The sequence below is a fragment of the Streptomyces sp. ICC4 genome (assembly GCF_003287915.1).
GTDB classification, from domain to species: Bacteria; Actinomycetota; Actinomycetes; order Streptomycetales; family Streptomycetaceae; genus Streptomyces; species Streptomyces tritrimontium.
Genome location: NZ_CP030286.1, coordinates 7,800,542 through 7,823,774 on the forward strand (window position 1 = coordinate 7,800,542; position 23,233 = coordinate 7,823,774).

Annotated in this window: 16 protein-coding genes and 2 pseudogenes; 10 read left to right on the forward strand and 8 right to left on the reverse strand. The window is 73.3% G+C overall.

Features of this window, described 5'->3' with window-relative positions; translation table 11 throughout:
- Window positions 1-41 precede the first annotated feature (41 nt).
- Window positions 42-1,442, forward strand: a complete 1,401-nt coding sequence (locus tag DRB89_RS36655) for a M1 family metallopeptidase (protein WP_112452341.1) — start codon at window positions 42-44, stop codon at window positions 1,440-1,442.
- On the opposite strand, the gene DRB89_RS36660 is transcribed toward DRB89_RS36655, so the two are convergent.
- From DRB89_RS36660 to DRB89_RS36675, 4 genes are all read right to left on the reverse strand, one after another.
- Entirely contained in the window at window positions 1,439-3,682 is a 2,244-nt protein-coding gene (locus DRB89_RS36660) for a tetratricopeptide repeat protein (protein WP_112463612.1), read from the reverse strand. The two genes, DRB89_RS36655 and DRB89_RS36660, sit on opposite strands and share 4 nt — an antisense overlap.
- 115 nt (window positions 3,683-3,797) lie before the next feature.
- Entirely contained in the window at window positions 3,798-5,651 is a 1,854-nt protein-coding gene (locus tag DRB89_RS36665) for an AMP-dependent synthetase/ligase (protein ID WP_239516913.1), read from the reverse strand.
- 137 nt (window positions 5,652-5,788) lie between these two features.
- Window positions 5,789-6,727, reverse strand: a complete 939-nt coding sequence (locus DRB89_RS36670) for a helix-turn-helix domain-containing protein (protein WP_239516538.1) — start codon at window positions 6,725-6,727, stop codon at window positions 5,789-5,791.
- 342 nt (window positions 6,728-7,069) lie between these two features.
- The gene (locus DRB89_RS36675; protein ID WP_112447498.1) at window positions 7,070-7,483 is read right to left on the reverse strand and encodes an ATP-binding protein; all 414 of its coding nucleotides are present in this window, start codon (window positions 7,481-7,483) and stop codon (window positions 7,070-7,072) included.
- Window positions 7,484-7,641: 158 nt separating this feature from the next.
- On the opposite strand from DRB89_RS36675, the gene DRB89_RS36680 reads away from it, so the two are divergent.
- From DRB89_RS36680 to DRB89_RS36690, 3 genes are all read left to right on the forward strand, one after another.
- Window positions 7,642-8,499, forward strand: coding sequence for a helix-turn-helix transcriptional regulator (locus DRB89_RS36680; protein ID WP_112447501.1), 858 nt, complete (start codon window positions 7,642-7,644; stop codon window positions 8,497-8,499).
- Window positions 8,496-8,687, forward strand: coding sequence for a DUF397 domain-containing protein (locus DRB89_RS36685; protein WP_112447503.1), 192 nt, complete (start codon window positions 8,496-8,498; stop codon window positions 8,685-8,687). Before DRB89_RS36680 ends, DRB89_RS36685 begins: the two co-directional genes overlap by 4 nt.
- 118 nt (window positions 8,688-8,805) lie before the next feature.
- Entirely contained in the window at window positions 8,806-13,473 is a 4,668-nt protein-coding gene (locus DRB89_RS36690; protein ID WP_112463613.1) for a hypothetical protein, read from the forward strand.
- A 54-nt stretch (window positions 13,474-13,527) separates the two neighbouring features.
- On the opposite strand, the gene DRB89_RS36695 is transcribed toward DRB89_RS36690, so the two are convergent.
- Entirely contained in the window at window positions 13,528-14,556 is a 1,029-nt protein-coding gene (locus DRB89_RS36695) for a terpene synthase family protein (RefSeq protein ID WP_112452362.1), read from the reverse strand.
- A 127-nt stretch (window positions 14,557-14,683) separates the two neighbouring features.
- On the reverse strand, window positions 14,684-15,661 hold the full coding sequence (locus DRB89_RS36700; RefSeq protein WP_162688876.1) for a pyroglutamyl peptidase: 978 nt from the start codon (window positions 15,659-15,661) through the stop codon (window positions 14,684-14,686).
- Here DRB89_RS36700 and DRB89_RS43405 point away from each other — a divergent pair.
- Complete coding sequence (locus DRB89_RS43405; RefSeq protein WP_162688877.1) at window positions 15,647-15,919, forward strand: hypothetical protein; 273 nt, start codon at window positions 15,647-15,649, stop codon at window positions 15,917-15,919. The genes DRB89_RS36700 and DRB89_RS43405 overlap by 15 nt on opposite strands.
- Window positions 15,920-15,966: 47 nt before the next feature.
- Here the strand turns inward: DRB89_RS43405 and DRB89_RS46130 are convergent.
- Window positions 15,967-16,581 (reverse strand): annotated as a pseudogene (locus DRB89_RS46130) (TetR/AcrR family transcriptional regulator C-terminal domain-containing protein); the annotation flags it as partial.
- A 36-nt stretch (window positions 16,582-16,617) separates the two neighbouring features.
- Window positions 16,618-16,809 (reverse strand): annotated as a pseudogene (locus DRB89_RS46135) (helix-turn-helix domain-containing protein); the annotation flags it as partial.
- 129 nt (window positions 16,810-16,938) lie between these two features.
- Between DRB89_RS46135 and DRB89_RS36710 the strand changes: the two are divergent.
- The 5 genes from DRB89_RS36710 to DRB89_RS36730 all read left to right on the forward strand — a co-directional run bounded on the left by DRB89_RS36710 (window position 16,939) and on the right by DRB89_RS36730 (window position 23,233).
- Window positions 16,939-18,621, forward strand: a complete 1,683-nt coding sequence (locus tag DRB89_RS36710; RefSeq protein ID WP_112451851.1) for an amidohydrolase — start codon at window positions 16,939-16,941, stop codon at window positions 18,619-18,621.
- A 133-nt stretch (window positions 18,622-18,754) separates the two neighbouring features.
- Window positions 18,755-20,431 (forward strand): ABC transporter substrate-binding protein, encoded by a 1,677-nt coding sequence (locus DRB89_RS36715; RefSeq protein ID WP_239516540.1) that lies wholly within the window; start codon window positions 18,755-18,757, stop codon window positions 20,429-20,431.
- Window positions 20,428-21,393 carry an ABC transporter permease gene (locus tag DRB89_RS36720; RefSeq protein ID WP_112451850.1) on the forward strand — a complete coding sequence of 322 codons (966 nt, stop codon included), beginning with the start codon at window positions 20,428-20,430 and terminating at the stop codon, window positions 21,391-21,393. The genes DRB89_RS36715 and DRB89_RS36720 overlap by 4 nt, the downstream gene beginning before the upstream one ends.
- Window positions 21,390-22,289 carry an ABC transporter permease gene (locus DRB89_RS36725; RefSeq protein WP_112451849.1) on the forward strand — a complete coding sequence of 300 codons (900 nt, stop codon included), beginning with the start codon at window positions 21,390-21,392 and terminating at the stop codon, window positions 22,287-22,289. Before DRB89_RS36720 ends, DRB89_RS36725 begins: the two co-directional genes overlap by 4 nt.
- Window positions 22,289-23,233, forward strand: a complete 945-nt coding sequence (locus tag DRB89_RS36730; protein WP_112463615.1) for an ABC transporter ATP-binding protein — start codon at window positions 22,289-22,291, stop codon at window positions 23,231-23,233. Before DRB89_RS36725 ends, DRB89_RS36730 begins: the two co-directional genes overlap by 1 nt.

Genomic DNA, 23,233 nt, shown 5'->3' on the forward strand with positions numbered 1-23,233 from the left:
ACGTCGTACCAACACGCACAGCGCAGGGAGCGGAAGCGGCAGTGAGCGGCCAGAAGACAGCGGCATCGGACCCGTACTTTCCGGCCAACGGCGACCACCGTTACCGCGTGCACCGGTACGAACTCGCTCTGGAATACCGCCCGGGCCCCAACCGGCTGGCCGGGACGGCCCGGCTCAGCGCCATCGCCGGGCGGGCCGCGCTCGCCGAGTTCGACCTGAACCTCGCCGAGTTCAAAGTGGGCCGGATCCTGGTGAACGGCCGGGCCCCGCACTACACCCACCGGAGCGGCAAGCTCCGCATCCGGCCGGCCAAGCCGCTGCCCGCCGGCGCCGCCTTCACCGTGGAGGTGCACTGGGCGGGCAACCCCAAGCCGGTGCGCAGCCCCTGGGGCGGCCTCGGCTGGGAGGAGCTGACCGACGGGGCGCTCGTGGCCAGCCAGCCGGTCGGCGCACCCTCCTGGTACCCCTGCAACGACCGGCCCGCCGACAAGGCCTCGTACCACCTCTCGATCAACACGCCGTCCGCCTACACGGTCGTGGCCGGCGGCCGCCTGCTCACCAGGACGACCGGGGCCAGCACGACCACCTGGGTCTACGAGCAGTCCGCGCCGACCTCCAGCTACCTGGTCGGGCTGTCCATCGGCATGTACCAGACGGTGCTCCTCGGGGACCCCGGGCTCGGCGGCGTGCCGCAGAGCGCCCACGTCCCGGCGCACCTGCTGTCGCGGTTCTCCCGCGACTTCGCCCGGCAGCCCGCCATGATGCGGCTGTTCGAGGAGCTGTTCGGGCCCTATCCCTTCGGGGAGTACGCCGTCGTCGTCGCCGACGAGGAGCTGGACGTCCCGGTGGAGGCCCAGGGCCTCTCCCTGTTCGGCGCCAACCACGTGGACGGAGCGCGCGGCTCGGAGCGCCTGGTCGCCCACGAGCTGGCGCACCAGTGGTTCGGCAACAGCGTGACCATCGCGGACTGGCGGCACATCTGGCTCAACGAGGGCTTCGCCAAGTACGCCGAATGGCTCTGGTCGGAGCGCTCCGGCGGCCGCGGCGCGCACGAGCTGGCCGCCGCGGCGCACCGGCTGCTCGCCTCGCAGCCGCAGGACCTGCGGCTGGCGGACCCGGGCCGCAAGCTGATGTTCGACGACCGGCTGTACCAGCGCGGCGGCCTCGCCGTGCACGCGATCCGCTGCGCCCTGGGTGACGGAGCGTTCTTCCGGATGCTGCGCGACTGGGCCGCCGTGCACCGCCACGGAGTGGTGACCACCGCCGGCTTCACCGCCCACGCGGCCCGCTACGCGGCCGAGCCGCTGGACGACCTGTTCTCGGCGTGGCTGTACGAGAGCGCCCTCCCCCCGCTGCCCGCGTCGCCCGGCCGCCCGCCGGCGCCGGCGATGCCCGGATACCCGCCCACGAACGGCGGGTCCGCGGGCGGGGTCTGGCGCTAGTGCTGTGACCGGAAAGGTTCACCGGGTCGCGGCGCCCGGCACGGCACCTCGCCGCGTTGTCGGACCACCGAAGTACGTCCAGTACAAGCGGCGGCCCTCCGCCCGGGGGCCCCTCCCAGCGGTCCCCAGGGCCCCTCCGCCCGGAACCCCGAGAGGCCGATGACCTTCCGGGTCAGCGGGTGCTCCGGTCCGAGGATCCGGACGTGCTCGTCCAGCGTTTCGCGCCACACGGTCAGGGCCCGGTCGAAGCCTTCCACGCGGGCCACCAGGCGGGCGACTTGCCGACGCGTGTGGAGCGTGTGCAGGTGGTCGGAGCCCAGCACCCTCTCCCGGTCCTCCAGGAGCCCCCGCGCGCGTTCCAGAGCCGCTTCGTGGAGCTCCATGGCCGACAGCCAGGCGACGGCCCGCCCCCGCGCGTAGAGGGTGTCGGCATGGTCCGCGCCCAGCACCGCGGTGCGGCGCCGCACCACTTCCTCCGCGAGATCGAACGCCTCGGAGTACCGGCCTGATTTTCCGGTCCACGTGGCCGTTCTGGCTTCGACGTCCAGGGTGTCTATGTGGTCGGGCCCCAGCTCCCTCTGGAACCTCCCCAGGAGGGAGCGGCACCGCTCCGCGGCGTCCGCCGGGCGCCCCAGCCTGCCGATGGCGTTGGCGATCTGCAGGTGCGTGTCGAGCGTGTCGGGATGATCCGTGCCCAGGCGGGCCTCGCGCAGGGGCAGCAGCTCGCGCATCAGTTCCAGGGCTTCTGCCGCGCGCCCTTGTTTCAGCGTCAGGTACGCCAGCTCGGCATGGGCGTCCAGGGTGTCCGCGTGCTCCCTGCCGAGGGACGACCTACGGGATTCCCAGATGGACCGCAGCTCGACCACCGCTTGATCGATGCGGCCGGTCTTCCCCATGATCACCGCTTTGGCCACGTCCGCCGCCGCCAGTCCGGCCCCCGCCGCCACCCCGAAGGCCCTTTCCGCCCGGTCGTGACGGGACTCGAGCAGCGAGACCATGCCCATGTCGAGCGCGTCACGGGGCCGGGCGGCCGCCAGGATCAGGTCCCACGACTCGTCGGGAACCACTTCCAGGTCGAGGGTGTCCAGGAAGTAGTCGAAGGCCCGGAGTCCCGTCGCCGGTTCGCCGACCAGCATGCTGGCGCCCGTGTGGCCCAGGGGCCGCAGAGCCCATGCGAGCGCGTCCTCCAGCGCCTCCGGCCGCAGGGGGGATCCCCCTCTGTTCCGCAGGTGGATCTCGTGCAGCCGCTCCAGGAGGGACACGGGCACCGCTTCGTGCATGCCGGCGCGACGCACGTCCACCGCGGCCAGGACGAGGGCCGCCCCGCGCGGATGGGCACCTGGGGACCAGGCGTTCTGCCACGCCTCGAGGAGCTCCGGACCGGCGGCCAGGACCTCGGCCACTCCGAACGCCTCCGAAGCGCTCAGCGCACGGTTGATGCGGCGGTCGTTCCTGTAGGACTGGGCCCTTTCGCGCTCGGCCGGCGACCACCGGCGCGGGATGCGGATCTTCTTCGCCCGGCGGACCACGTCGCGGCCGTCGCGCCAGACTTCGTGGTCGCTCCGGTCGACGACCGCTTCGGCGTGATCGCCGAAGCGGTCGTACTCCGGGGTCCGCACCGTGGCCACGACCGTCGATCCGCTCTCCAGGATCCGGCCCAGAGCGGAAGCAGTGAGCCCTCCGGGGCCGAGGAACCGCTCCAGATCGTCGAGCCAGACCAGATACCGCCTGCGGATCCTCAGAGCGACGAGCACGCTGGAGATCCCGTCCCGGTTCCGGGGGCTCAGCAGGAAGTGGTCCGGTGCGAGCAGCCGTACTGCCTCGAAAGCCGATCTCGTCTTCCCGGCGGTCGATTCCCCCACGAGGAGGACGAAGCCTCCGCTCTCCACCGCCGCGTGCAGGTCCGCCTCGATGTCCCTGGGGATGTACGGAGGGGTGTTCCAGCGGCTTTCCGGAAGGTCTCCGTCTTCGTGCTGGTACGGATGGATCCCGACCAGCACCGGATCCTGGACCTCCCGGACGCGGGGAAGGCCGCCGTGCGCGTCCTTCGTCAGGAGGCCCGCCGCCGCGCGCTCCCGCTCCTGGCGCCTGTCACTGAGCGCGGATTCGTTCCTGGCCGCGGCTCCGCCGCACAGGGCGAGGACGGCGGCACCCACCACCCCCGCCTGCCCCGCCGGCAGCCACACCCCCGCGACGAGCCCGGCCGTGCCCGCCAGCACCCCGAAGACGGCGAACTTCACCCACAGACCACACCTGACCCAAAGGTTTCGCATGGTGCGCAGCCCCCCGGGGCTAGAAGCCGTCGTGGCCCATGCCTACCGCCGGCCGGTGGTCGTTACACCACCGCACCCCGGGTCATCGTTTCTGCCGGTACAGCGCCTCGATCTCCCGCTCGTGGTCCCGGGCGATCACGCCCCGCCGGAGCTTCAGCGACGGCGTCAGGTGCCCCCGCTCCTCCGTGAAGTCGCCCGTCAGCACCGCGAACCGCCGGATCGACTCCGCCCTCGACACCAGCCGGTTCGCGTCGTCCACCGCCCGCTGGAGGTCCGCGCGCAGTTCCTCGTCCTCGACCAGCTCCCCGATCGGCACCCGCTGCTTCTTGCGCATCTGCCGCCAATGCTGCAGCCCCTCCGGCTCCAGGGTGATCAGCGCGGTCACGTACGGCCGGTTGTCCCCGACGACCATGCACTGGCCGACCAGCGGGTGCGCCCGCAGCCAGTCCTCCAGCGGGGCCGGGGCCACGTTCTTGCCTCCCGAGGTGATGATCAGGTCCTTCTTGCGCCCCGTGATCGTCAGGTATCCGTCGGCGTCGAGTTCGCCGATGTCCCCCGTGGCCAGCCACTGGCCGCCGCCCGCCGGCGGGCCGTTCCAGTACCCCGCGAACACGTGCGGCCCGCGCAACAGCACCTCGCCGTCGTCCGCGATCCGCACCGCCGTCCCCGGCAGCGGCCACCCCACCGTCCCCAGCCTCGGCCGCAGCGGCGGGGTGAGGGTCGCGGCCGCCGTCGTCTCCGTGAGCCCGTAGCCCTCGAAGACCTCGATGCCCGCGCCCGTGTAGAAGGCGGCGAGCCGCCGCCCGAGCGGGGAGCCGCCGCTCAGGATGTAGCGGACCCGTCCGCCCAGGGCCGCCCGGATGCGCCGGTAGACGAGCGGGTCGTACACCGCCCGCGCCACCCGCAGTCCCAGGCCCGGCTTCTTGCCCTCGACGACCTCGCCGAAGGCCCGCGCGATCTTGGCGGCCCGGTCGAAGGAGGAGGCGCGCCCCATCGTCTCGGCCGTCGCACGCGCGGTGTTGTAGACCTTCTCCAGGACGTACGGGATCGCCAGCAGGAAGGTCGGCCTGAAGCCGGCCAGGTCCGCGAGCAGGTCCTCGCTCCGGATGCTCGGCGCGTGCCCCAGCTTCACCCGCGCCCGCAGGCACCCGACGGCCACCATCCGCCCGAAGACGTGCGACAGCGGCAGGAAGAGCAGGGTCGAGGCCGGCTCCTTGCTGACCGACTTGAAGACGGGGTGCAGCAGCTCCACCGCATTGTCCACCTCGGCGAAGAAGTTGGCGTGCGTCAGCACGCACCCCTTGGGCTGCCCGGTGGTCCCGGAGGTGTAGATCAGGGTCGCGACCGACTCCGGGGCGCACCCGGCCAGCCGGTCGCGCACGACCTCGTCCGGCACGTGCCGGCCGGCCGTGACCAGCCGGGCGACCGCGCCGGTGTCGAACTCCCACAGGTGCCTCAGCCAGGGCAGGTTGCCGCGTTCCGCACTGATGATCCTGGCCTGCGCGGTGTCCTCCACCGCGCAGGCCACCGCACCCGAGTCCTGGATGATCCAGCGCGTCTGGATCGCGGAGGAGGTCGGGTAGACCGGGACGGTGACCAGCCCGGCCGCCCAGCCCGCGAAGTCCAGCAGCGTCCACTCGTACGTCGTCCTCGCCATGATGGCGAGCCGGTCGCCCGGCCGCAGCCCCTCGGCGATCAGCCCCTTCGCGACAGCGAGCACCTCGGCGGCGAACTCGGCCGCCGTGACGTCCCGCCAGGTGCCTTCGCGGTCCTTGCGGGCGAGGACGGGCTCGTGCGGGGCCTCGCGGGCGTTGTCGAAGGGGATGTCCCCGAGGGAGCCCCGCTGTGGGGGCGCCACCAGGGCGGGCACCCACACCTCGCGGACCCGTCCGTCGATCACGGTCTTGCCGGGCTCGACGGGCTTGGCGACCCTCACCGGGCTCGATTCGGCTGTCACGGCGTGCCTCCTCGGTCGGACGGAGCGTTACCGCCGGTAATCTACTTACGGGTAACTGCTCCTGGCCACCCCCCGGAGCCCCTTTTCACGGATGCTCCACGCGGCCTCCCCGGAACTCAGGCGACGGCTCGCACCTCGGCCGGCGGGGACGGGCAGGCGCGGCAGCGGCCGGGGGCCGGGGCGCGGAAGGCCCGGTCGCAGCCGTCGCAGTTCTGGAGCGGGTCCGGGCGCCGGCCGACCGCCCCGGCGGCCGCCACCCGGACCGGGACCGGGGGCAGGGGCGGCGGGAGCAGGGCCGCGAGCCGGTACGCGAGCACGGATGCCGCGTTGCGCAGGGGCTCGGGCAGACCGGCTGACAGCGCCCGCTCGATGAACTCGGGTTCCACCCCCCGTACCAGCCAGTCCGACACCCCGGGCGCGAGCCGCGTGACATCCCGCTCGGACAGCAGCAGCCGGGGGTCACGGCGCCGCAGTCCGGCCAGCAACGCGATGGCCTCCGGCGTGCCGGCCTCCGGCTCCGGGGCGGGGGCCGACTCCGGCTCGGACGCCGGGGCCGGCTCCGGCCCTGGCGTAGGGGCCGACCACGACTCGGGTGCGGGCCCGACGACCGGCTCGGGTGCGGGCCCGACGACCGGCTCGGGTGCGGCCGCCTCCGACTCGGGTACGGGCTCCACGACCGGCTCGGGCTCGGGCTCCGGCTCCCCCACGGGATCCGGTACGGGCTCCCCGTCCGGCGCTACGGGCTCCCCGTCCGGCAGCGGAGGCCGGGACGGCCGGGACGGGGGCGGGCCGCCCAGGGCCGCACCGGGCTTGTTGTACGAGTACGTCCGCGTCACCACGCGGCCACCCTCCAGCCGCTCGCGGCGCCGTTCCAGGTAGCCGTGCCGTTCCAGCTCCCGCAGGGCGGACCCGAGCCGGATCTCCCCCTCCGGGAACCGCTCGGCGAGCGCCTTCACGCCGACGGGCGCACCGTCGGGCAGCGACTGGATGTGCGCCGCGACCCCGATCGCCGTCGCCGACAGCTCGCGGTGCTGGAGGAGGTGATTGCCGATCACGGTGTAGTGAGTCGCGTGCCACGTGTTGACGTGGATGACACCGGATCGGGGGGTCCCGGGCCGAACTCGGGACGATGCGCGCGAGGGCGCGCTAGGCTGCTCAAGAGCCATGGGGAAGGTCTACGCTTCCTGCTTGGTCAGGCCCTCGACCGGGATTGCACTCCCGCCGGGGGCCGTCTCATGTCTGCTGTTGTCGTCGGGGCGAGCATATGCCCGGCAACCGGTCTGGAATCCAGCCGAGTTGGCATAGTTCACCCGACCGAGCGACGAGGCCCGCGAGCGGGCTGGACGCGGGCCGGTTGGGTTGGGTCGGTTGGTTTTTTCCCCCGGTTCTTTGGGTCTTTATGCGTCCGGCGCCACCGGATCGCGGAGACCCGCGGCCCGGGTGTCGAGGCGGACCTCCGCCCACACCACCTTGAGCGGAACCGGCCCTTCCCTCACCCCCCACCGCTCCGCGAGCGCCTCGACCACCACGAGCCCGCGCCCCGCGTCGCGGATCTCCGGGATCCGGTCGCTCCGCGCGTCCGCCACCTCGATGAGCAGCCTGCCGGGGGTGACGGTGAGAGCCAGCCGGAAGTCCCGCCCCGGGACCCGCCCGTGGGTCACGGCATTCGCACCGAGCTCGGCGACGATCTGCGCGGGGCCGTCCAGAGGAAGCCCCCAGGAGCGGAGTTGTTCGACGGCGAGCATGCGGCCCAGCCGGGCGCCGCGCGGGGTGGCGGACAGCTGGACGTGGAAGTCGACGAGTTGAGTCATCACGTCACTCAGCGTGTCCGTCCGTGCGTAGCGTGAGAAGCCGCACCGCTCGTACGTCCCGGGTTTGTCCGGCGCTTGTCCAGCCCTGTCCGGGCTGTCCGGCACCACCCGACGGGTACGGGGCGCTGAGAACATCGGCTCGTCGGAAGTGGGCACGCATGAGCGTGGACAGTGACGGTACGGAAGACGCGGGCTGGGACGTCGATCCCGAGGACGAACAGGGCGTGGCGGTACTGGCCGCGCTCGGCCGCCAGCTCAAGACCTGGCGCGAGCAGGCGGGCATCCGTGCCGCCGACCTCGGCACGGCGATCGGCTACGGAGAGGACCAGGTCCGCAAGGTCGAGGCGGGCAAACGGATCCCGCGCCCGGAGTACCTGGACAAGGCGGACGAGGCGCTGCGGGCGGGCGGGAAGATCGCCGCGATGAAGGCGGACATGGAGACGGTCCGCTACCCGAAGAAGGTGCGGGACCTGAAGAAGTTGGAGGCGCGGGCCGTCGAGATCAACACCTACAACAACCACAACATCAACGGGCTCCTCCAAACCGAGGAGTACGCGTCGGCGCTCTTCGGGATGCGACGCCCCGCCTACCCGCCGGACGAGCTGGACCGGAACCTGGCCGCACGAATGGCACGCCGGTCGGTCTTCGATCGCTCCCCGGCTCCCACACTCAGCTTCATCCAGGAAGAGGTGACTCTCCGCCGCAGGATCGGGGGCACAATGGTCCTGCGGCGACAGCTCCAACGTCTGCTGGAGGTATGCCAATTGCAGCAGGTCGAGTTGCAGGTGATGCCGACCGACCGTGAGGACCACGCCGGGATGGGCGGCCTCATCGAGCTCCTCAAGTTCGATGACGGCTCGGGCGTCGGGCGCTCCGAAGGTGCCTTCCACGGACGCCCGGTTTCCGACCCGAGGAAGCTCCGAATCCTTGAGCTGCGCTATGGCATCATCCGAGCTCAGGCGCTTACGCCCCAAGAGTCACGGACTTTCATCGAGCAACTGCTGGGAGAAACATGATCCACCACCCTGAGCTGGACTGGTTCAAGAGCAGCTACAGCAGCAGCAGCGAGGGCGACGACTGCGTCGAGGTGGCCACCACCCCCGCCACCGTCCACGTCCGCGACTCCAAGGACATCCGCCAGCCCCACCTCGCCTTCGCGCCGAGCGCATGGGCCGGGTTCGTGGAGCACGCAGCCGGCCGCTGACACGGGCAACGCAACAGCCCCCGCCCGGACGGGGGCGGGGGCTGCGGCGAGTGTGCGGCGGCCGGGACCGCGCGGAGGGGGTGGCGGCGGTGTCAGCGGGGCGTGTCAGGATCGGATCATGAACCATGCCGTCCCGCTCCCGTCGGACCCCAGCCACTCCGAGGCCTACGCGGATTGGGCCCGCGCCCACGACCAGGGCGCGGAGGACGCCGCGCGCGGCCTGCTCGCCGACGTACGCGACCGGATCTCCCGCGCGTACCCGAAGGCAGGCCGCGCACTGGACGAGCTGTCCGGCCTCGCCCGCCCGCTCCCCCCGGCCCATCTGCCCTGGTACTGGGACACGGTGGCCCACCGGCTCGCCGCCTGGGACACGCGGACCGCGGGACGGGCCTACACCCTGGCCCGCACGGCGGAACGGGAGCACGACCTGCCCGTGGACCCGGCTTGGCGGCGGCGGAACGTCCTGCTCCTCGCCCGCTCCGGAGCCCTCCCCGTCAAGGAGTTGAGCGGACACCAGACCTGGTTGGCCGCCGAGTCGGAGCCGATCGCCGCGCACGAGGAGTTCGTACGGGTCCTCGCCGCGTGGGCGGCCTCGCCCGGCGAGCTCCCCGCCGACCTGGCCCGCCGGATCCGAGCCTCGGCGCGCGCCGCGGGCCTGGACGGCTCCGAAGAAGCCCGTGTGCTGGCGCGCACGGTCGGCGCCGCACGCGGGAAGGCGGTACCGGACACGCTGCTCGACGCGGTCGCCGCCCTCCTCGCCGACCACCCGCAGGACGACGACGTCCTCGCCGCCCTCCTCGACGTCTTCCCCGAGTCGAGGAACGACGCGGCCGCCTGGCTGCGCGTCCTGCTGCGCTCCGGCGCCGCCGACGCGGCCGCCGCCGGCCGCATCACGCCGGAGGGCGGCCCCGCCGCCTGGCTGGCCCGCTACACCCGCGCGTACTCCCACCACCGGGTGCCCTACGGCGGCGTGGCCCGACAGCCGATGCCGGAGGAACTGTTCGACCTGGTCACCCGGTTCGCGCCCCGGCTGCGCGCCGCCGACACCCCGGTCACCCTGCACGAGGACCGCTGGCGCTGGCCCGGGCTCGACGCGGACCTCCTCGACGTATGCCTCGCCGAGGGCATCGCCGTCGTCGACCCCGGCGAGAGCGTCCGGCTGAGCTTCTGGGGCGACGGCTCGCGCCGCGACCTCAAGGCCCTCGCCGCGGACCCGGTGTTCGGGCCCCGGCTGGAGGGCACCGTGCACGCCGGCCTGCGCGGCGGCGGCACCGCCATCACCCGGCTCCCGGAGAACCCGGGCATCGCCACCGAGGTGCACGCCCGCGTCGAGAGCCTGCTCGGAGCCCTGGCGGGCGGCGGCCTCGCCGCTGCCGACGAGGCCGTGGAGGAGTTGGCCGGCCTGCTGGACCGGCCCACGGCCACCGCCCTGGACGGCATCGAGGAGGCCCTCGCCGCCCTCGCCCCGGCCGGCCCGCTCGCCCGTGCGCTGCGCGGCGGCCTCCCCGAGGAACTGTGCTGGCCCGCCCTGGAGGAGGCACGCGCCGCGCTGGCGCCAGAGGAGGTCGCCGGGGTCACCTGCACCTGGCCCGTCCTGACCGTCTACGGCCGCTCGAAGGCCGTGGCGGTCGCCCCCGGCTCCGTCCGTGCCACCGCCGGGTTCACCCTGCCCGAGGACGCCGCGCACCACGTCGTCCACTACGCGGGAGGGCAGTTCCTGGTCAGCTGGTCCACCGACCCCGCCCACGCCTTCGGATCCCTGGCCTTCTGGTCCGACCGCCCCGAGGAGGTCTTCGTACCCGCCCGGACCTACGGTCTGCGACCGTACGGCGGCAGCATCCAGGGCGGCCTGGGCTACCAGTTCGAGACCCGGGACGGCAGCGGCCGCCACGACGGGGAGCGCGTCCTGCGCCCCGGCGGCCGGGAGGGCATCCACCACCACGACTTCCAGATGAGCGACGGCACGCGCTTCTGGAGCTCCGAGGTCTTCTCCGGATGCAAGGGCTGGGCGCGGGTGGACCCCGTGACGGGGGACCGAGCCGCCGACCACACCCTGCCCGAGTTCCACGGCTCCGCCGATCTGCCCCCGGGCACGGCCTTCTTCGGGGACCAGCTGACGCTCGCCGCCCTCCCGCCGGACGCCCCCGCATCCCTCCTGGGCCAGGACGGCGAGCTCACCGGCTGCCGGGTGCTGCACCGGACCCCGTACGCGGGCCCCTCACCGACCGAGTTCCTGCTCGAAGGCGTTGACGGCCGTCGCGCCCGCTACCGCAGCGGACGCCCGGGCCGCCGGCCCTGGGGCATCATCCGCCTGCCGCAGGGAGGCGAGGACGCCGTCCTGGCGGGTGAGACGGCCATCCGCTGCCACGCCGCGGAGGACAACTCGCTGCTCTGGGAGGCCGGCGGCTTCCCCGGCCCGGACGCCGCGCGGCGGGGCCGCCCCTCGGGCCACGGCGTGGGCCCGTTCCCGCCGCCCGCCTTCTGGCACTTCCTCACCCCGCGCCACGCGGCCTCCTCCGCGGCCCTGCGCGTGCTCGGGGGCGATACCGTACGGGCCATCCTCGACGCCGCCGTCCGGACCGGCGACCACGAAGCCCGCCGGGACGACGACACCCTCCGGGACGACGACACCCTCCGGGACCGCGTCGCCCGGCTGTTGCCCGGGGTGTCCGAACCCAGGGTGGTGGACGGCGTCGTACGGGCCGCGCGGCTCGCCGCCGACGTCCTGCGGCGCCGCGAGGAGCTCTCCCGCCGCGTCGGCATCATGCGCGCGGGCCCGGCGGTCGTACTGCGCCGCGCGATCCCGGACACCGCGCTCGCCCCCGCGCTGGGCGGACTGCTGCCGCAGATCCGGCCGTACGGCTCCTACCTACCGGGAGCGCACCCCGCGACCCTGACCGCCGTCGCGGCCGAGGGGCGCCACCTTCGCGGCGAGATCGACGAAGAGACCAGGCAGCTGGCCCTGCCGGCGACCCCGGCGCCATGGACCGCGCTGATCGGCTCCATCGACGCGGTGGCGTGGCGCACCGCCGTCCGCACCACCTCCGACGAGGACCGCACGGCCCTCACCGCCCTGCTGGAGACCTGGGCCGACCAGCCGTTCGCCGCACGCGGCGGGCGCTGGCGCACCGGGGCCGGCGGTCACGCAGGCACTCCCGCCGTGCGGCCCGCCGACGACGCGGCCGACGCCGCTACGAACGACGCCCCTGGGAACGACGCCGCTACGAACGACAACCCCGCGGCCGACGCCCCTGCGGACGACGCGGTCCGCACCGTCGACCGGGACGACGCGGGGCGACTGCCCCTGCTGCTGGACCTGTTGGCCCGGCGCGGGCCCCTCGCCCTGCCGTCCGAGGCGGTGGAGGCCTTCGCACGGCGTACGGGCGTCCGGCGGGCGATCGCCACCCTGGTGCTCGGCGGTCTGCCGCACCGCGCCGACCACGACGAGCACCTCAAGACGCTGAGGGCGGCCCCGTACAAGGCGAACAAGGCGATGGCCCGGGAGTACGACGGGCTGCGCCACCGTCTCGGCGACGGCGGCTGCCGGGCGGTGCTCGCCGCGGGCGTCCCGCAGGAGCCCTCCGAACTGTGGGAGCCGGACGGGATGACCGCGGCCGCCGAGCGGATGGCCGACGCGTGGGCAGGGCTCCTCGGCGCCACGGAGTACGTCGACGAGGACCTCGCCGCCGCCCTGGAAGCCGATCTCGGGCTGGGCTCCGGCTGGGCCCGCGCCCTGACGGGCGGCCCGGAAGCCGCCGGCCGGAGCGTGCCCGCGGCCGGCGGCATCCTGGTCGGCGCCGTGAACGGCGGGCTCTGCCTCCACCACGCCGAGGCCGACGGCAGCGCCGGGCGTCCGGTCTTCGTGCAGCACCCCGTGCGCGCGGCCCCGGCGTCCGTCGTCGCCTGGGCACTGACCGAACGCCCGGCCGGCCATCCGGCGGCCGCCGCGGCCGCCTCGGTGCACACGGCCCTGCGGGCCCGGATGGACGACCCGCGGACCCTCATCCCGCTCGGCCGGCACCACGCCCTGGGCCGGGCCGTACCAGGAGACCCCGCCTTCACCCCGTACGAGGGCACCGTGCTGCCCTGCCCCCGGCCCCTGTACCGCGAGGACACCGTGGTCTCCACGGCCCACGACGACGGGCTGTTCGTGGTGTCGGTGCCCGGCCGCGACGTGTTCCTGCGGCCGGCCGCCCTCGCCGAACCCGCCAGGGCCGAGCGGGCCGAGCGACTGTGCGCGACCCTGGACCTGCCCGAGCTGCTGGCAGGGATCCGCCGGATCCAGGCGGTCCGCGGCGGGGCTCCGGACCGGATGTTCGCCCGCGCCGCCGACACCCCGGTCCTGCCCGGCGGCCACGAGCTCAACCCGGCCCTCAGCGTTCCGGAGCTGGTGGCCGAGGTGGGCGCCGTCCTCGGGGCGGGCGCCGACGCGGCCGCCCTGTACCTCCAACTGCTGGCGCTGGCCCGGCCCACCGACCAGAACGTGCGCCGCTGGAACGGCTGGACGGCGGCCCGGCACAAGGCGGCGCAGGCGGAACTGGTGGACGCGGGCGCGGTGGAGACCGGGCGCCGGGCCCGCGCCGGCCGGACGGCTTTCGTTCCCGGCCCGTGGACCGACCTCAAAGCCCCGCATCTGCCCCTGGAAACCGTCAAGCTCGGCCCCCACGGGGTCACCGTCGGACGTTCGGAGCCGGAGCTGCCGTTCCTGCGCCTGCTGTCCCCGGTCCCGCCGCACGAACTGTTCGCCGAAGCCTGGCACGCGGCCCGCCGGGGGACGGCCTCGTGACGGGACGGGACGGGACGGCGAGGCGCGCGGCGCGGCCACGGCGAGAGTCGACGGCTACGGTCGTCCCGATCGCCCTCCGGTCACCCGCAGTTCCCCACCTGTGAACACGCCCTCGAAACCGCCCCCATGGAATCGGGGCGAGGTCTGGTGGTAGCGCAGGTTCCCCGCGCTGATGTCCTCCAGGCGGTCGCAGTACTCGTCGGCTTCCGGTGTCAGGGCCCAGCGCGAGCGGAGCGCGACGTACTGCCGTTCCGTCTCCTCGATCGTCCCGACGAGTCTGTCCAGGGCTTCCTGAATGCCCAGGCCGTAGGCGTGTTGCAGCACCGAGACGGCCTGGACGTGCGCCTTCTTCCCGTTCCTGTCGTTCCACTCCTTCCGGAACGAGTACAGGTCGTTGACGAGGCAGCAGTGATGCGCCGTCAGCCGGTCGAGTTGGCCCCGCTCGGTCGATTCCCATTCGTCCGCGGAAAGGTTTCGCTCCAGCAGCGCGGGGATGGTCGCGGTGAACAGCGGGACACCGAAGTTGACGTGCCGGTACTCCAGGTACTCTCCCCACCCCATGCGGGGCGACCGGATCGCGTGGTCCTCCCGGTACTGCGCCTGCGCCATGTACGCGATGCGCCGCAGGAAGTACCGGGCCAGCGATTCCGGGAGCTTCTCGGCGATCGTCATGGCCGCCGTCAGGTTGTACCGGGGCAGTCCGTCGCCCCAGTCACCTGCGGTGAACACGTCGTCGGCGTGCGACTGCCGGAAGAGCAGTGTGACCGTGCGTTCCCACAGCCGTTCGGCGCTGCCGGCGCCGCTCGTCCCGTACAGGGCCTCTTGCTTGTTCTCCATGACCGTGTACAGCGCGTTGAAGCGGCACCAACGGGTCAGCAGGTCGGGATCCACGTCGGGGAAGCACAGCGCCGCCCACGTCGTGTAGTTGTCGGTCGGCACCGGCGCCGGCACGCGCGGGTCGTCGCTGAACAGCCCGAAGGCCCACGCGTTCGCGCCGGCGTCCATCTCGGCGGAGTGGTGCGGGTTGATGCGCCAGCGAAAGCCGGTGCGCACCGGGGGAATGGTGAACGTCTGGGTTCCCATGGCCTTCCTTCGTGGCGCTGACCTCCACCAGAAGATTCCCTGCGGGGCGCACGCCACACCCGTGACACGACCCTGCCCGCTCAGGATGCAGCGCGCACGGCTCGGGTACGGGTTGCCGCACGGCGGCTCACGGAGCGGCTGGGGCGGAATGCAGTAGCACCTCCCGTACCTCCGCGGCGATCGCGCTCTCGTTCTGCTCGAACGCCGCGCCGGTCAGCTGGTTCGGGTCGGTGGGCAGACCCGTGAGCACGGGCGTGTGCAGGTGGCCGCCGGGCAGCCGGGGGCTCAGTTCGGTCCGGAGCCGGTTGGAGCGGTAGGCGACCTCGTTGGAGAGGTAGCCGCCGCCTCCGCCCGCAACGGCGCGGGAGCCGGGGGTGGGCCCGTCCGTGCGGTCCACGGGGCTGTCCTGACCTGCGGGGATCTCGCTGACTTCGGTGTTCAGCAGCACCGGGTACGGGCTCTGGACGGCGGTCATGGCGTCGGTGGGGAGGGTGGTCCGCAGGAATTCCGCTCCCGGGCCGAGACCCGGCGCCGTGACGGGGTGCGCGTACGTGCCCCCCGAGAGTGCGTCGGCGTTGTCCGGGTACGGGTCGGCCGACCGGGCGCGCCCCGCCCACGCCTCCAGCGTGAAGATCCCGGGGTAGCCCTGGCTGATGCTGGTGATCATGTCGGCGGCACGCGGACCCGCCGCGAGACGGGGACCGTACGCGCGCTCCACGATCCCGGCGTCGAAGTCGGCGTAGCGCACGGGCAGGACCACGGCCCGGATCTCCACGGGGGTGCCGTCGGCGAGCGTGAGGCGGCGTCCGTTGAGCTGGAGGACGGCGGAGCCGGAGGGGTTGGCCCGGCGCAGTTCGGTGTCGAGGCCGAAGGGGTCGAATCCGCTGACGAACAGGCGCCGCACGCCCGGGGTGCCGCGGAAGTCGTTGGCTGTCAGACCCCGCGAGGCGTCCTCGAAACGGGACCGCAGGGCCGACCGGTCGACGGGGAACCCCGGCTTCCAGTCCGCCAGTTGTACGGTCATCCGCAGTCGGGTCCAGTACAGCGGGCGGTCGTCTCCGGCCGCCAGGTCTCCGCCGGGGCGGCGCCCTTGCGCCCTGTTCACGGCGGCCTGCCACAGGGCCTCGCCCCAGGCGTCGAGGAGCCGGCCCGCCTCGGCGGCGTCGCGCGCGGAGCAGAGCGCGGTCGGGAAGCGGCGTACGAACTCGCCGAACGCGGCGCGCTCCGCGAAGGCGGCGGTCCGCGGATCGGCGAGGCGCGCCTGCTCGGGGTCGCGGGTGGCGGAGGGGTTGGCCGAAGGCTCGGCGGCGGGCTCGGCGGCGGGCTCGGCGGCGGGCTCGGCGGCGGGACCGGCGGCGGGTAAGACGGCGGGGCCTGGACGCTGCCGGTGCGCGCGATGCCGGAGGGCGCGGTGACGGGGTCGGCGGGTAGCTGCGCAAGGTGCCGAAGCCGCCAGACGAGGACTTCGCTGATAGAGGTGGCGCTGCCCAGCTCCCTCTGCTGGGCTGCTTCGGCGAGCAGGGCGGCGGGGCGGTGCGGGCCGGGCGGGGCGGTCTACGCGCCGCCCCGCAGCGTTTCGGCCCGGGTCTCGATCGCGTTGATCAGCGCCTCGACCCTGGCCCGGAAGATCTCCTCGTCCGTCACCTCGGCCAACTGGCCGCTCAGCCGGGTGATGTGGGGGAACCCCGCGGGGTCGACGAGCCGGTACTCGCGGCTCCAGGAGGACTCGTCGGCCGCCCGTACGTCCGGGTCGAACAGCAGGTAGGCGGCGCGCTGGCCGACGTAGGCGAGGAGGGAGTCGCCGACCATCCGGTAGTGGACGGCGGCTTCGGCCCCTTCGAGCCCGGCCTCGGTCACCGCGCCGAGGATCAGCTCGACGACGCGGAACTCGTTGGGCCTGCGGGTGGTCCGGCTGGCCATGGTCGAGCCGACCACCGGATACCTGAGCGCGACTTCGAGGGAGCCGTCGGCGAGCGCCCGCAGCCGGTCCTTCCAGTCGAGGCCCTCGGGGATGCTGTCGAGCACCTCTCCGAGCGTGCGGTCGGCGACGGACAGGAGCAGCTCGTCCTTGTCGCGGAAGTGCCGGTAGATCGCGGTCGGGTCGGCGCCGAGCTCCTCGCCGAGACGCCTGACGGTGAAGGCGTCGGCGCTTCCGCGGGCCGCGATGCGCAGGCTCGCTTCGATGATCGCGTCGGGTGTGAGCTGGCTGCCCGCGCGCTTGGACCGGGCGGGTGTGTCGGATGGCTTCGGCATGGTGCGGCCAGTGTATCGATTTGGAACAGAGCCAGCGCAACACCGTTGACAACATTGTTGCGCTCCCGTTCACTCCTCCTCAACGAACAAGCCGTGCGGGTATCTCCCGCCGAGCCGGAGGATGCGTCGATGGGCAAGACCAGCCAGCGGGCCGACACCGTTTTCGTGGGAGGGCGGGTCTTCACCGGGACCTCACCCACCCCGATCGACGCCGCCGTCGCCGTCACGGACGGCCGGATCACCGCCGTCGCCGACGCGGCCACCGTCCGCTCCCTCGCGGACGCCGGCACCGAGGTCGTCGACCTCGCGGGCGGCCTGCTCGTCCCCGGATTCCAGGACGCCCACGTCCACCCCGCGGTGGCCGGCGTACAGATGCTCGGCTGCGACCTGAGCGACGAGCGCACCATCGACGGCTACCTCGCGGTGGTCGCCGCGTTCGCCGCGGCCCACCCCGACGCGGCCTGGATCCGCGGCGGCGGCTGGTCGATGGACGTCTTCCCCGGGGGTACGCCGACCCGCGCCATGCTCGACGCGGTGGTCCCGGACCGGCCCGTCCTGCTCACCAACCGGGACGGCCACGGGGCCTGGGTCAACACCCGGGCGCTCGAAGTCGCCGGCGTCGACGCCGCCACCCCCGACCCGGCCGACGGCCGGATCGAGCGCGAGGCCGACGGCAGCCCGGCCGGCACCCTCCAGGAGGGCGCCGTCGAGCTGGTGGCGCGCCACGTCCCCATCGCGACGCCGGACGAGGCGCTCGCCGGCCTGCTGGCCGCGCAGGAGCACCTGTTCTCCCTCGGCGTGACCAGCTGGCAGGACGCCATGATCGGCGCCTTCCCCGGCAATCCCGACAACTACGGGGTCTACCTGCGCGCCGCACGCGAGGGCTCCTTGCGCGCACGCGTCGTCGGCGCCCTGTGGTGGGACCGCGAACGCGGCCTGGAGCAGATACCCGAACTGGAGGAGCGCCGCCTCGGCGGCCGGGTCGGCCGCTTCAACGCCACCAGCGTGAAGATCATGCAGGACGGTATCGCCGAGAACTTCACGGCGGGCCTGCTGGAGCCCTACCTCGACGGCTGCGGCTGCGCCACCGGCAACTCCGGGCTCAGCTTCATCGACCCGCAGGTGCTCACCGCGGCGGTGTCCCTGCTCGACCGCTCCGGCTTCCAGATCCACTTCCACGCGCTCGGCGACCGGGCCGTACGCGAGGTGCTCGACGCCCTCGCCGAGGCCCGCGAGGCCAACGGCGCCAACGACAACCGCCACCACCTCGCGCACCTGCAGATCGTCCACCCCGACGACGTCAAGCGCTTCGCGAGCCTGGACGCGGCCGCCAACATCCAGGCGCTGTGGGCCGCCCACGAACCGCAGATGGACGAGCTCACGATCCCCTTCCTCGGACCGGAACGGGCCCGGCTCCAGTACCCGTTCGGCGACCTCCTGCGCGCCGGGGCCCGCCTCGTCGCGGGCAGCGACTGGTCGGTCAGCAGCCCCAACCCCCTGTGGGGCATCCACGTCGCCGTCAACCGCTCCGTACCCGACGAGGCCCCCAACTCGGCCGGGACGTTCGAACCGATGCCGCCCTTCTTCCCCGAGCAGGCACTGACCCTCTCCCAGGCGCTCACCGCCTACACGGCCGGCAGCGCGTGGGTGAACCACCTCGACGAGGTCACCGGCACCGTCGAGGTCGGCAAGTGCGCGGACCTCGTGGTCCTCGACCGGGACCCCTTCGCGCATCCCCCGCTGGAGATCGCGGACACCCGCGTGCTGCGCACGTACATCGACGGCGAGCTCGTCTTCGCCGCCACCGACTGAGCAGCAGCCGCCTGAGCGCCAACCGCCTGAGCGCCAACCGCCTGAGCATCAACCGCCTGAGCACCAACCGGCCGGCCCGCCACCGGCCGGGCGCCACCCACCCCACCGAGCTCATCCCTCAGGGAGCCAGACGATGTCATCAGCCCGATCGGGATCCCCGCTGCACCGCGGCGTCCGCGGCCGCATCCGCCACACCGTGACCGCGGGCCTCGCCGCGGCCGCCGTGCTCCTCACCGGCGCGTGCAGCACCGCCGCCCGCCCCGACAAGGACCAGGCCGCCGCCTACCGGCTCACGGACAAGACGCCCGCCGCCGCCGGAGACCTGGCCTCCTTCACCTGGTCCGTCTACGCGGAGCCGACCACCATCGACTACGCCTACTCGTTCGACTTCCCGCCCAACCAGATCCTCTCCAACGTCTGCGAGAGCCTGCTGCGCTGGAACCCCGACCTGACGACCTCGCCGGGCCTCGCGGCCTCGTACACCAACCCCACGCCCACCAGCTGGGTCTACCAGATCCGCCCCGGCGTGCGGTTCCACGACGGGACCGCGCTCACCGCGGACGACGTCGTCGCCTCCCTGAGCCGCAACCTCGACCCCGAGACGGCCAGCGTCTGGGCCAACCAGTACAAGAACGTGCGGGCCATCGACAAGACCGGCCCGATGGAAGTCACCGTCACCCTGGCCAAGCCCGACTCCACCTTCAACAAGTACCTGGCCGCCGGCCCCGGCACCGTGGAGTCCGCCGCCACCCTGGCCAAGTCCGGCAAGGACTACGGCAATCCGCAGACCGGCGTGAACTGCACCGGCCCCTTCTCCTTCGGCTCCTGGACCTCCGGCCAGTCCCTCACGCTCAAGCGGTTCGACGGCTACTGGAACCAGGAGCGGAAGGCCAAGTCCGGCGAGGTGAAGTTCGTCTTCCTCGCCGACGCCACCACCCGCGTCAACGCCTTCCAGAGCGGCGAGGTCGACGGCGGCTGGATGGTCCCGCCGAACGCCTACGCCCAACTGGCCTCCACCCAGGCCGGAAAGCTCTACTTCGGCCGCAACACCACCGTCGCCGACGAGGTGGTCAGCAACCTCGACGGCCCCCTCGGTGACCCCCGGGTCCGCCAGGCCCTGCTGATGGCCATCGACCGCGAGGGCATCGTCAAGGCCGGCGCCGGCGGGGTCGGCGAGGTCTCCGACTCGCTCGTCACCGACAACCTCTGGGCCGACGCGCCCGCCGGGACCCGCGAAGCGCTCGCCAAGGACCTGCCGAAGTACCCGTACGACCCGGCCAAGGCCAAGGCGCTCGCCGCCGAGGCCGGAGTCAACGGCCAGAAGATAGTGATCGCGACGAGCCCACTGGACTCCCAGACGACCATCATCACCCAGGCCGTCGCACAGGCGGCCACGGCCATCGGCCTGAAGCCCCAGATCGACTCCCTGTCGGCGGAGAAGTACACGACCCTGTTCACCGACCCGGCGGCCCGCGAGGGCATCGACCTCTTCCTCACCTTCTGGTACACGTCCATCACCGACCCGCTGGACATGTTCGCCTCGCTGGAGACCGGCGCGTTCAGCAACTACGGCAACTGGTCCGACCCGGCCTTCGACGCGGCCGTCGCCCGGGCCGTCGGAGCCCAGGACCCCGCCGAGCACGCGGCCGCCAACGCCGAGGCCCAGAAGATCGCCACGCGCGAACTGCCCTGGCTGCCCCTGTACACCCAGCCCGTCAGCGTCTTCCTCGGCAAGAAGATCACCGGCGTCCAGCCCTCCATCGCCTACCTCTACCACCCGTGGGCGGCCGAGATCGGGGCCAAGGGATGACGGCCGCCCTCGCCCGTGCCGGGCGGGTGCTGCGCCGCCTGGCCGGCATGGCGGCCACCCTGCTCGCCACCTCCTTCCTCGTCTTCTCCTCCCTGTTCCTGGCGCCCGGGGACCCGGCCAGCTTCCTGATCAAGGGACGCAGCCCCAGCCCCGAGGACCTCGCCGCGCTGCGCTCCCAGTACGGCTTCGACGAGCCGTTCCTCGTCCGGTACTGGAACTGGCTCGAAGGGGTGCTGCAAGGCGACTTCGGCCGCTCCTACCTCTTCCACCAGGACGTCGGCTCGGTCATCTGGTCGCGCCTGCCCTCGTCCATGCTGCTGATCGGCGTCTCCGGCCTGATGATCGCCGTGTTCGGCATCGGCTCCGGCATCCTCGGCGCCCTGCGCCGCGGCTCGCGGACCGACCGCTCCCTGATGCTGTTCGTGACGGTGGGGGCGGCCGCGCCCGCCTTCGTCGCCGCCCTGCTGCTCAGGTCGGTGCTCGGGGTCCAGCTGGGCTGGTTCCCCACCATCGGGAACGGCGAAGGCGTCCTGGACCGGCTGCACCACGTGGTCCTCCCGGCCGCTGCCCTGTCCGTGACCTTCACCGCCCTGGTGACCCGCGTGACCCGCTCCGCCATGCTCGACGAGCTGCGCCGCGACCACGTGGAGGTGGCGCTGAGCCGCGGCACACCGCGGCGCACCGTCATCCGGCGCCACGTCCTGCGCAACGCGCTCGGACCGATCGTGACCGTCTCCGCGCTGCTGGTCTCGGGCATGCTGGTCAGCACCGCGATCGTGGAGACCGCCTTCGGGATGTCCGGAGTGGGCTCCCTGCTCGTGCAGTCCGTGGACCAGCTGGACTTCCAGGTCGTCCAGGCCATCGTGCTGCTGGTGGTCGCCGCGTTCGTCGTCGTCAACGCGCTCGTGGACCTCGTCCACCCGCTGATCGATCCGCGCACGGCGGCGGGGAGCGCCCGATGAGCAGACTTCCCGAAGCCACGGACACGGCCACGGCCGCTCCGCGCTCCCCGCGCACCCGGCCCGACCGCCTCGCCCGGCTGCGCCGCCTCGGCGGCGGCCGGCTCCAGCGGACCTGCCTGCTCCTCCTCGTCCTGTTCGCGCTGATCGCCCTGCTGGGACCCTGGATCGCCCCGCAGGACCCGACCTTCGGCCACCTCGGCGACACCCTCCTGGGGCCGAGCGCCGCACACTGGCTGGGGACCGACCAGGGCGGCCACGACACCTTCTCGGCGCTCCTCGTCGGCACCCGGACCAGCCTGGCCGGCCCGCTCGCGGTCGTCCTGTTCTCCACCGCCCTCGGTGTCGCCGTCGGCCTGTTCACCGCCTGGCGCGGCGGCTGGATCGACACCGCCGTCGGCCGCGTCCTCGACGTCCTGTTCGCCTTCCCCGCCCTGCTCCTCGCGATCCTCGCGGTGGCCCTGTTCGGCAAGGGGATGACGGCACCCGTACTCGCCATGGCGATCGCGTACATGCCCTACACGGCGCGCCTCGTCCGGGGCCTGGCCGTCCAGGAGAAGTCCCGCCCCTACATCGCCGCCTACCGGGTGCAGGGCCACTCGGCCCTGTACGTCATGGTCCGCAGACTGCTGCCCAACATCGCCCCGACGCTGCTCGCCCAGTCGACGGTGAACTTCGGCTACGCGCTGCTCGACCTCGCCGCCCTGTCCTTCCTCGGCCTCGGCGTGCAGCCGCCCACCCCCGACTGGGGCGCCATGATCAACCAGGGGCAGGCGGCCGTCCTGCAGGGGCAGCCGCTGTCCGCGATCGCGCCGGCCGTGGCGGTCGTCCTGGTCGTCGTCGCCTTCAACGTCGTCGGGGAAGACCTCGGCGACCGGCTCGCGGGGAGGGACTCCTGATGACACTGCTCTCGTACGAAGCCCTGAGCGTGACCCTCCCGGCGATGGCCCGGCCCGTCCTCGGCGGGGTGAGCCTCACCGTCGCCGCCGGAGAGGTCGTCGCCCTGGTCGGCGAATCCGGCTCGGGCAAGTCGGTCACCGCCCGCGCCGCCCTCGGCCTGTTCCCGCAGGGCGCCGAGACCGGCGGCCGGGTCCGGGTCGACGGGACCGACCTGGTCGGCGCCACCCCCGCGAGCCTGCGCGAGGTGCGCACGAACAAGGCCGCGATGATCTACCAGGACCCCCGGGCCGCCATCAACCCGGTGCGCCGGGTCGGGGACTTCCTCACCGAGCCGCTGCGCCTGGTCCACGGCTGGTCCAAGGCGCGGGCGAACGTCAGGGCGGCCGAACTGCTCGACGCGGTCGGCCTGCCCGATCCCGTCCGGCACCTGGAGCAGTTCCCGCACGAGCTCTCCGGCGGAATGCTCCAGCGCGTCGTGATCGCGGCCGCCCTCACGGCCGAACCCCGGCTGTTGCTCTGCGACGAACCGACCACCGCCCTCGACGTCAGCACCCAGGCCGAGATCCTGGCCATCCTGGGACGCCTGCAGCGGGAACGCGGACTCGGACTCCTCCTCATCACCCACGACATCGAGCTCGCGGCCTCCGTCAGCGACCGGATCTACGTCATGTACGCGGGCCGGATCGTCGAGACCGCGCCCGTCGCGGACCTCTTCGCCACCCCGCGGCACCCCTACACCGCGGGCCTGCTCGAATCCTCCCCGCCGCTCGCCGGCCCCCTCGGCCGCCTCACCCTCCACGAGGTGGCACAGCTTCCCGACTCGGCGCGGGCCGAGGGGGGTTTCGGCTCCACCGGAGGTCATGCGGCCGTGGCCGGATCCGGCGCTGGTCAGCAGGGGGGGAATGGCTACGCTTCGGTCGTATCCGACCGGGCAGGACAGTGA

Coding starts and splice junctions, on each gene's coding strand:
- DRB89_RS36675 (WP_112447498.1), bottom strand. CDS start 7,483: ATGACTCAACTCGTCGACTTCCACGTCCAGCTGTCCGCCACCCCGCGC.
- DRB89_RS36680 (WP_112447501.1), top strand. CDS start 7,642: ATGAGCGTGGACAGTGACGGTACGGAAGACGCGGGCTGGGACGTCGAT.
- DRB89_RS36685 (WP_112447503.1), top strand. CDS start 8,496: ATGATCCACCACCCTGAGCTGGACTGGTTCAAGAGCAGCTACAGCAGC.
- DRB89_RS36690 (WP_112463613.1), top strand. CDS start 8,806: ATGAACCATGCCGTCCCGCTCCCGTCGGACCCCAGCCACTCCGAGGCC.
- DRB89_RS36695 (WP_112452362.1), bottom strand. CDS start 14,556: ATGGGAACCCAGACGTTCACCATTCCCCCGGTGCGCACCGGCTTTCGC.
- DRB89_RS36710 (WP_112451851.1), top strand. CDS start 16,939: ATGGGCAAGACCAGCCAGCGGGCCGACACCGTTTTCGTGGGAGGGCGG.
- DRB89_RS36715 (WP_239516540.1), top strand. CDS start 18,755: ATGTCATCAGCCCGATCGGGATCCCCGCTGCACCGCGGCGTCCGCGGC.
- DRB89_RS36720 (WP_112451850.1), top strand. CDS start 20,428: ATGACGGCCGCCCTCGCCCGTGCCGGGCGGGTGCTGCGCCGCCTGGCC.
- DRB89_RS36725 (WP_112451849.1), top strand. CDS start 21,390: ATGAGCAGACTTCCCGAAGCCACGGACACGGCCACGGCCGCTCCGCGC.
- DRB89_RS36730 (WP_112463615.1), top strand. CDS start 22,289: ATGACACTGCTCTCGTACGAAGCCCTGAGCGTGACCCTCCCGGCGATG.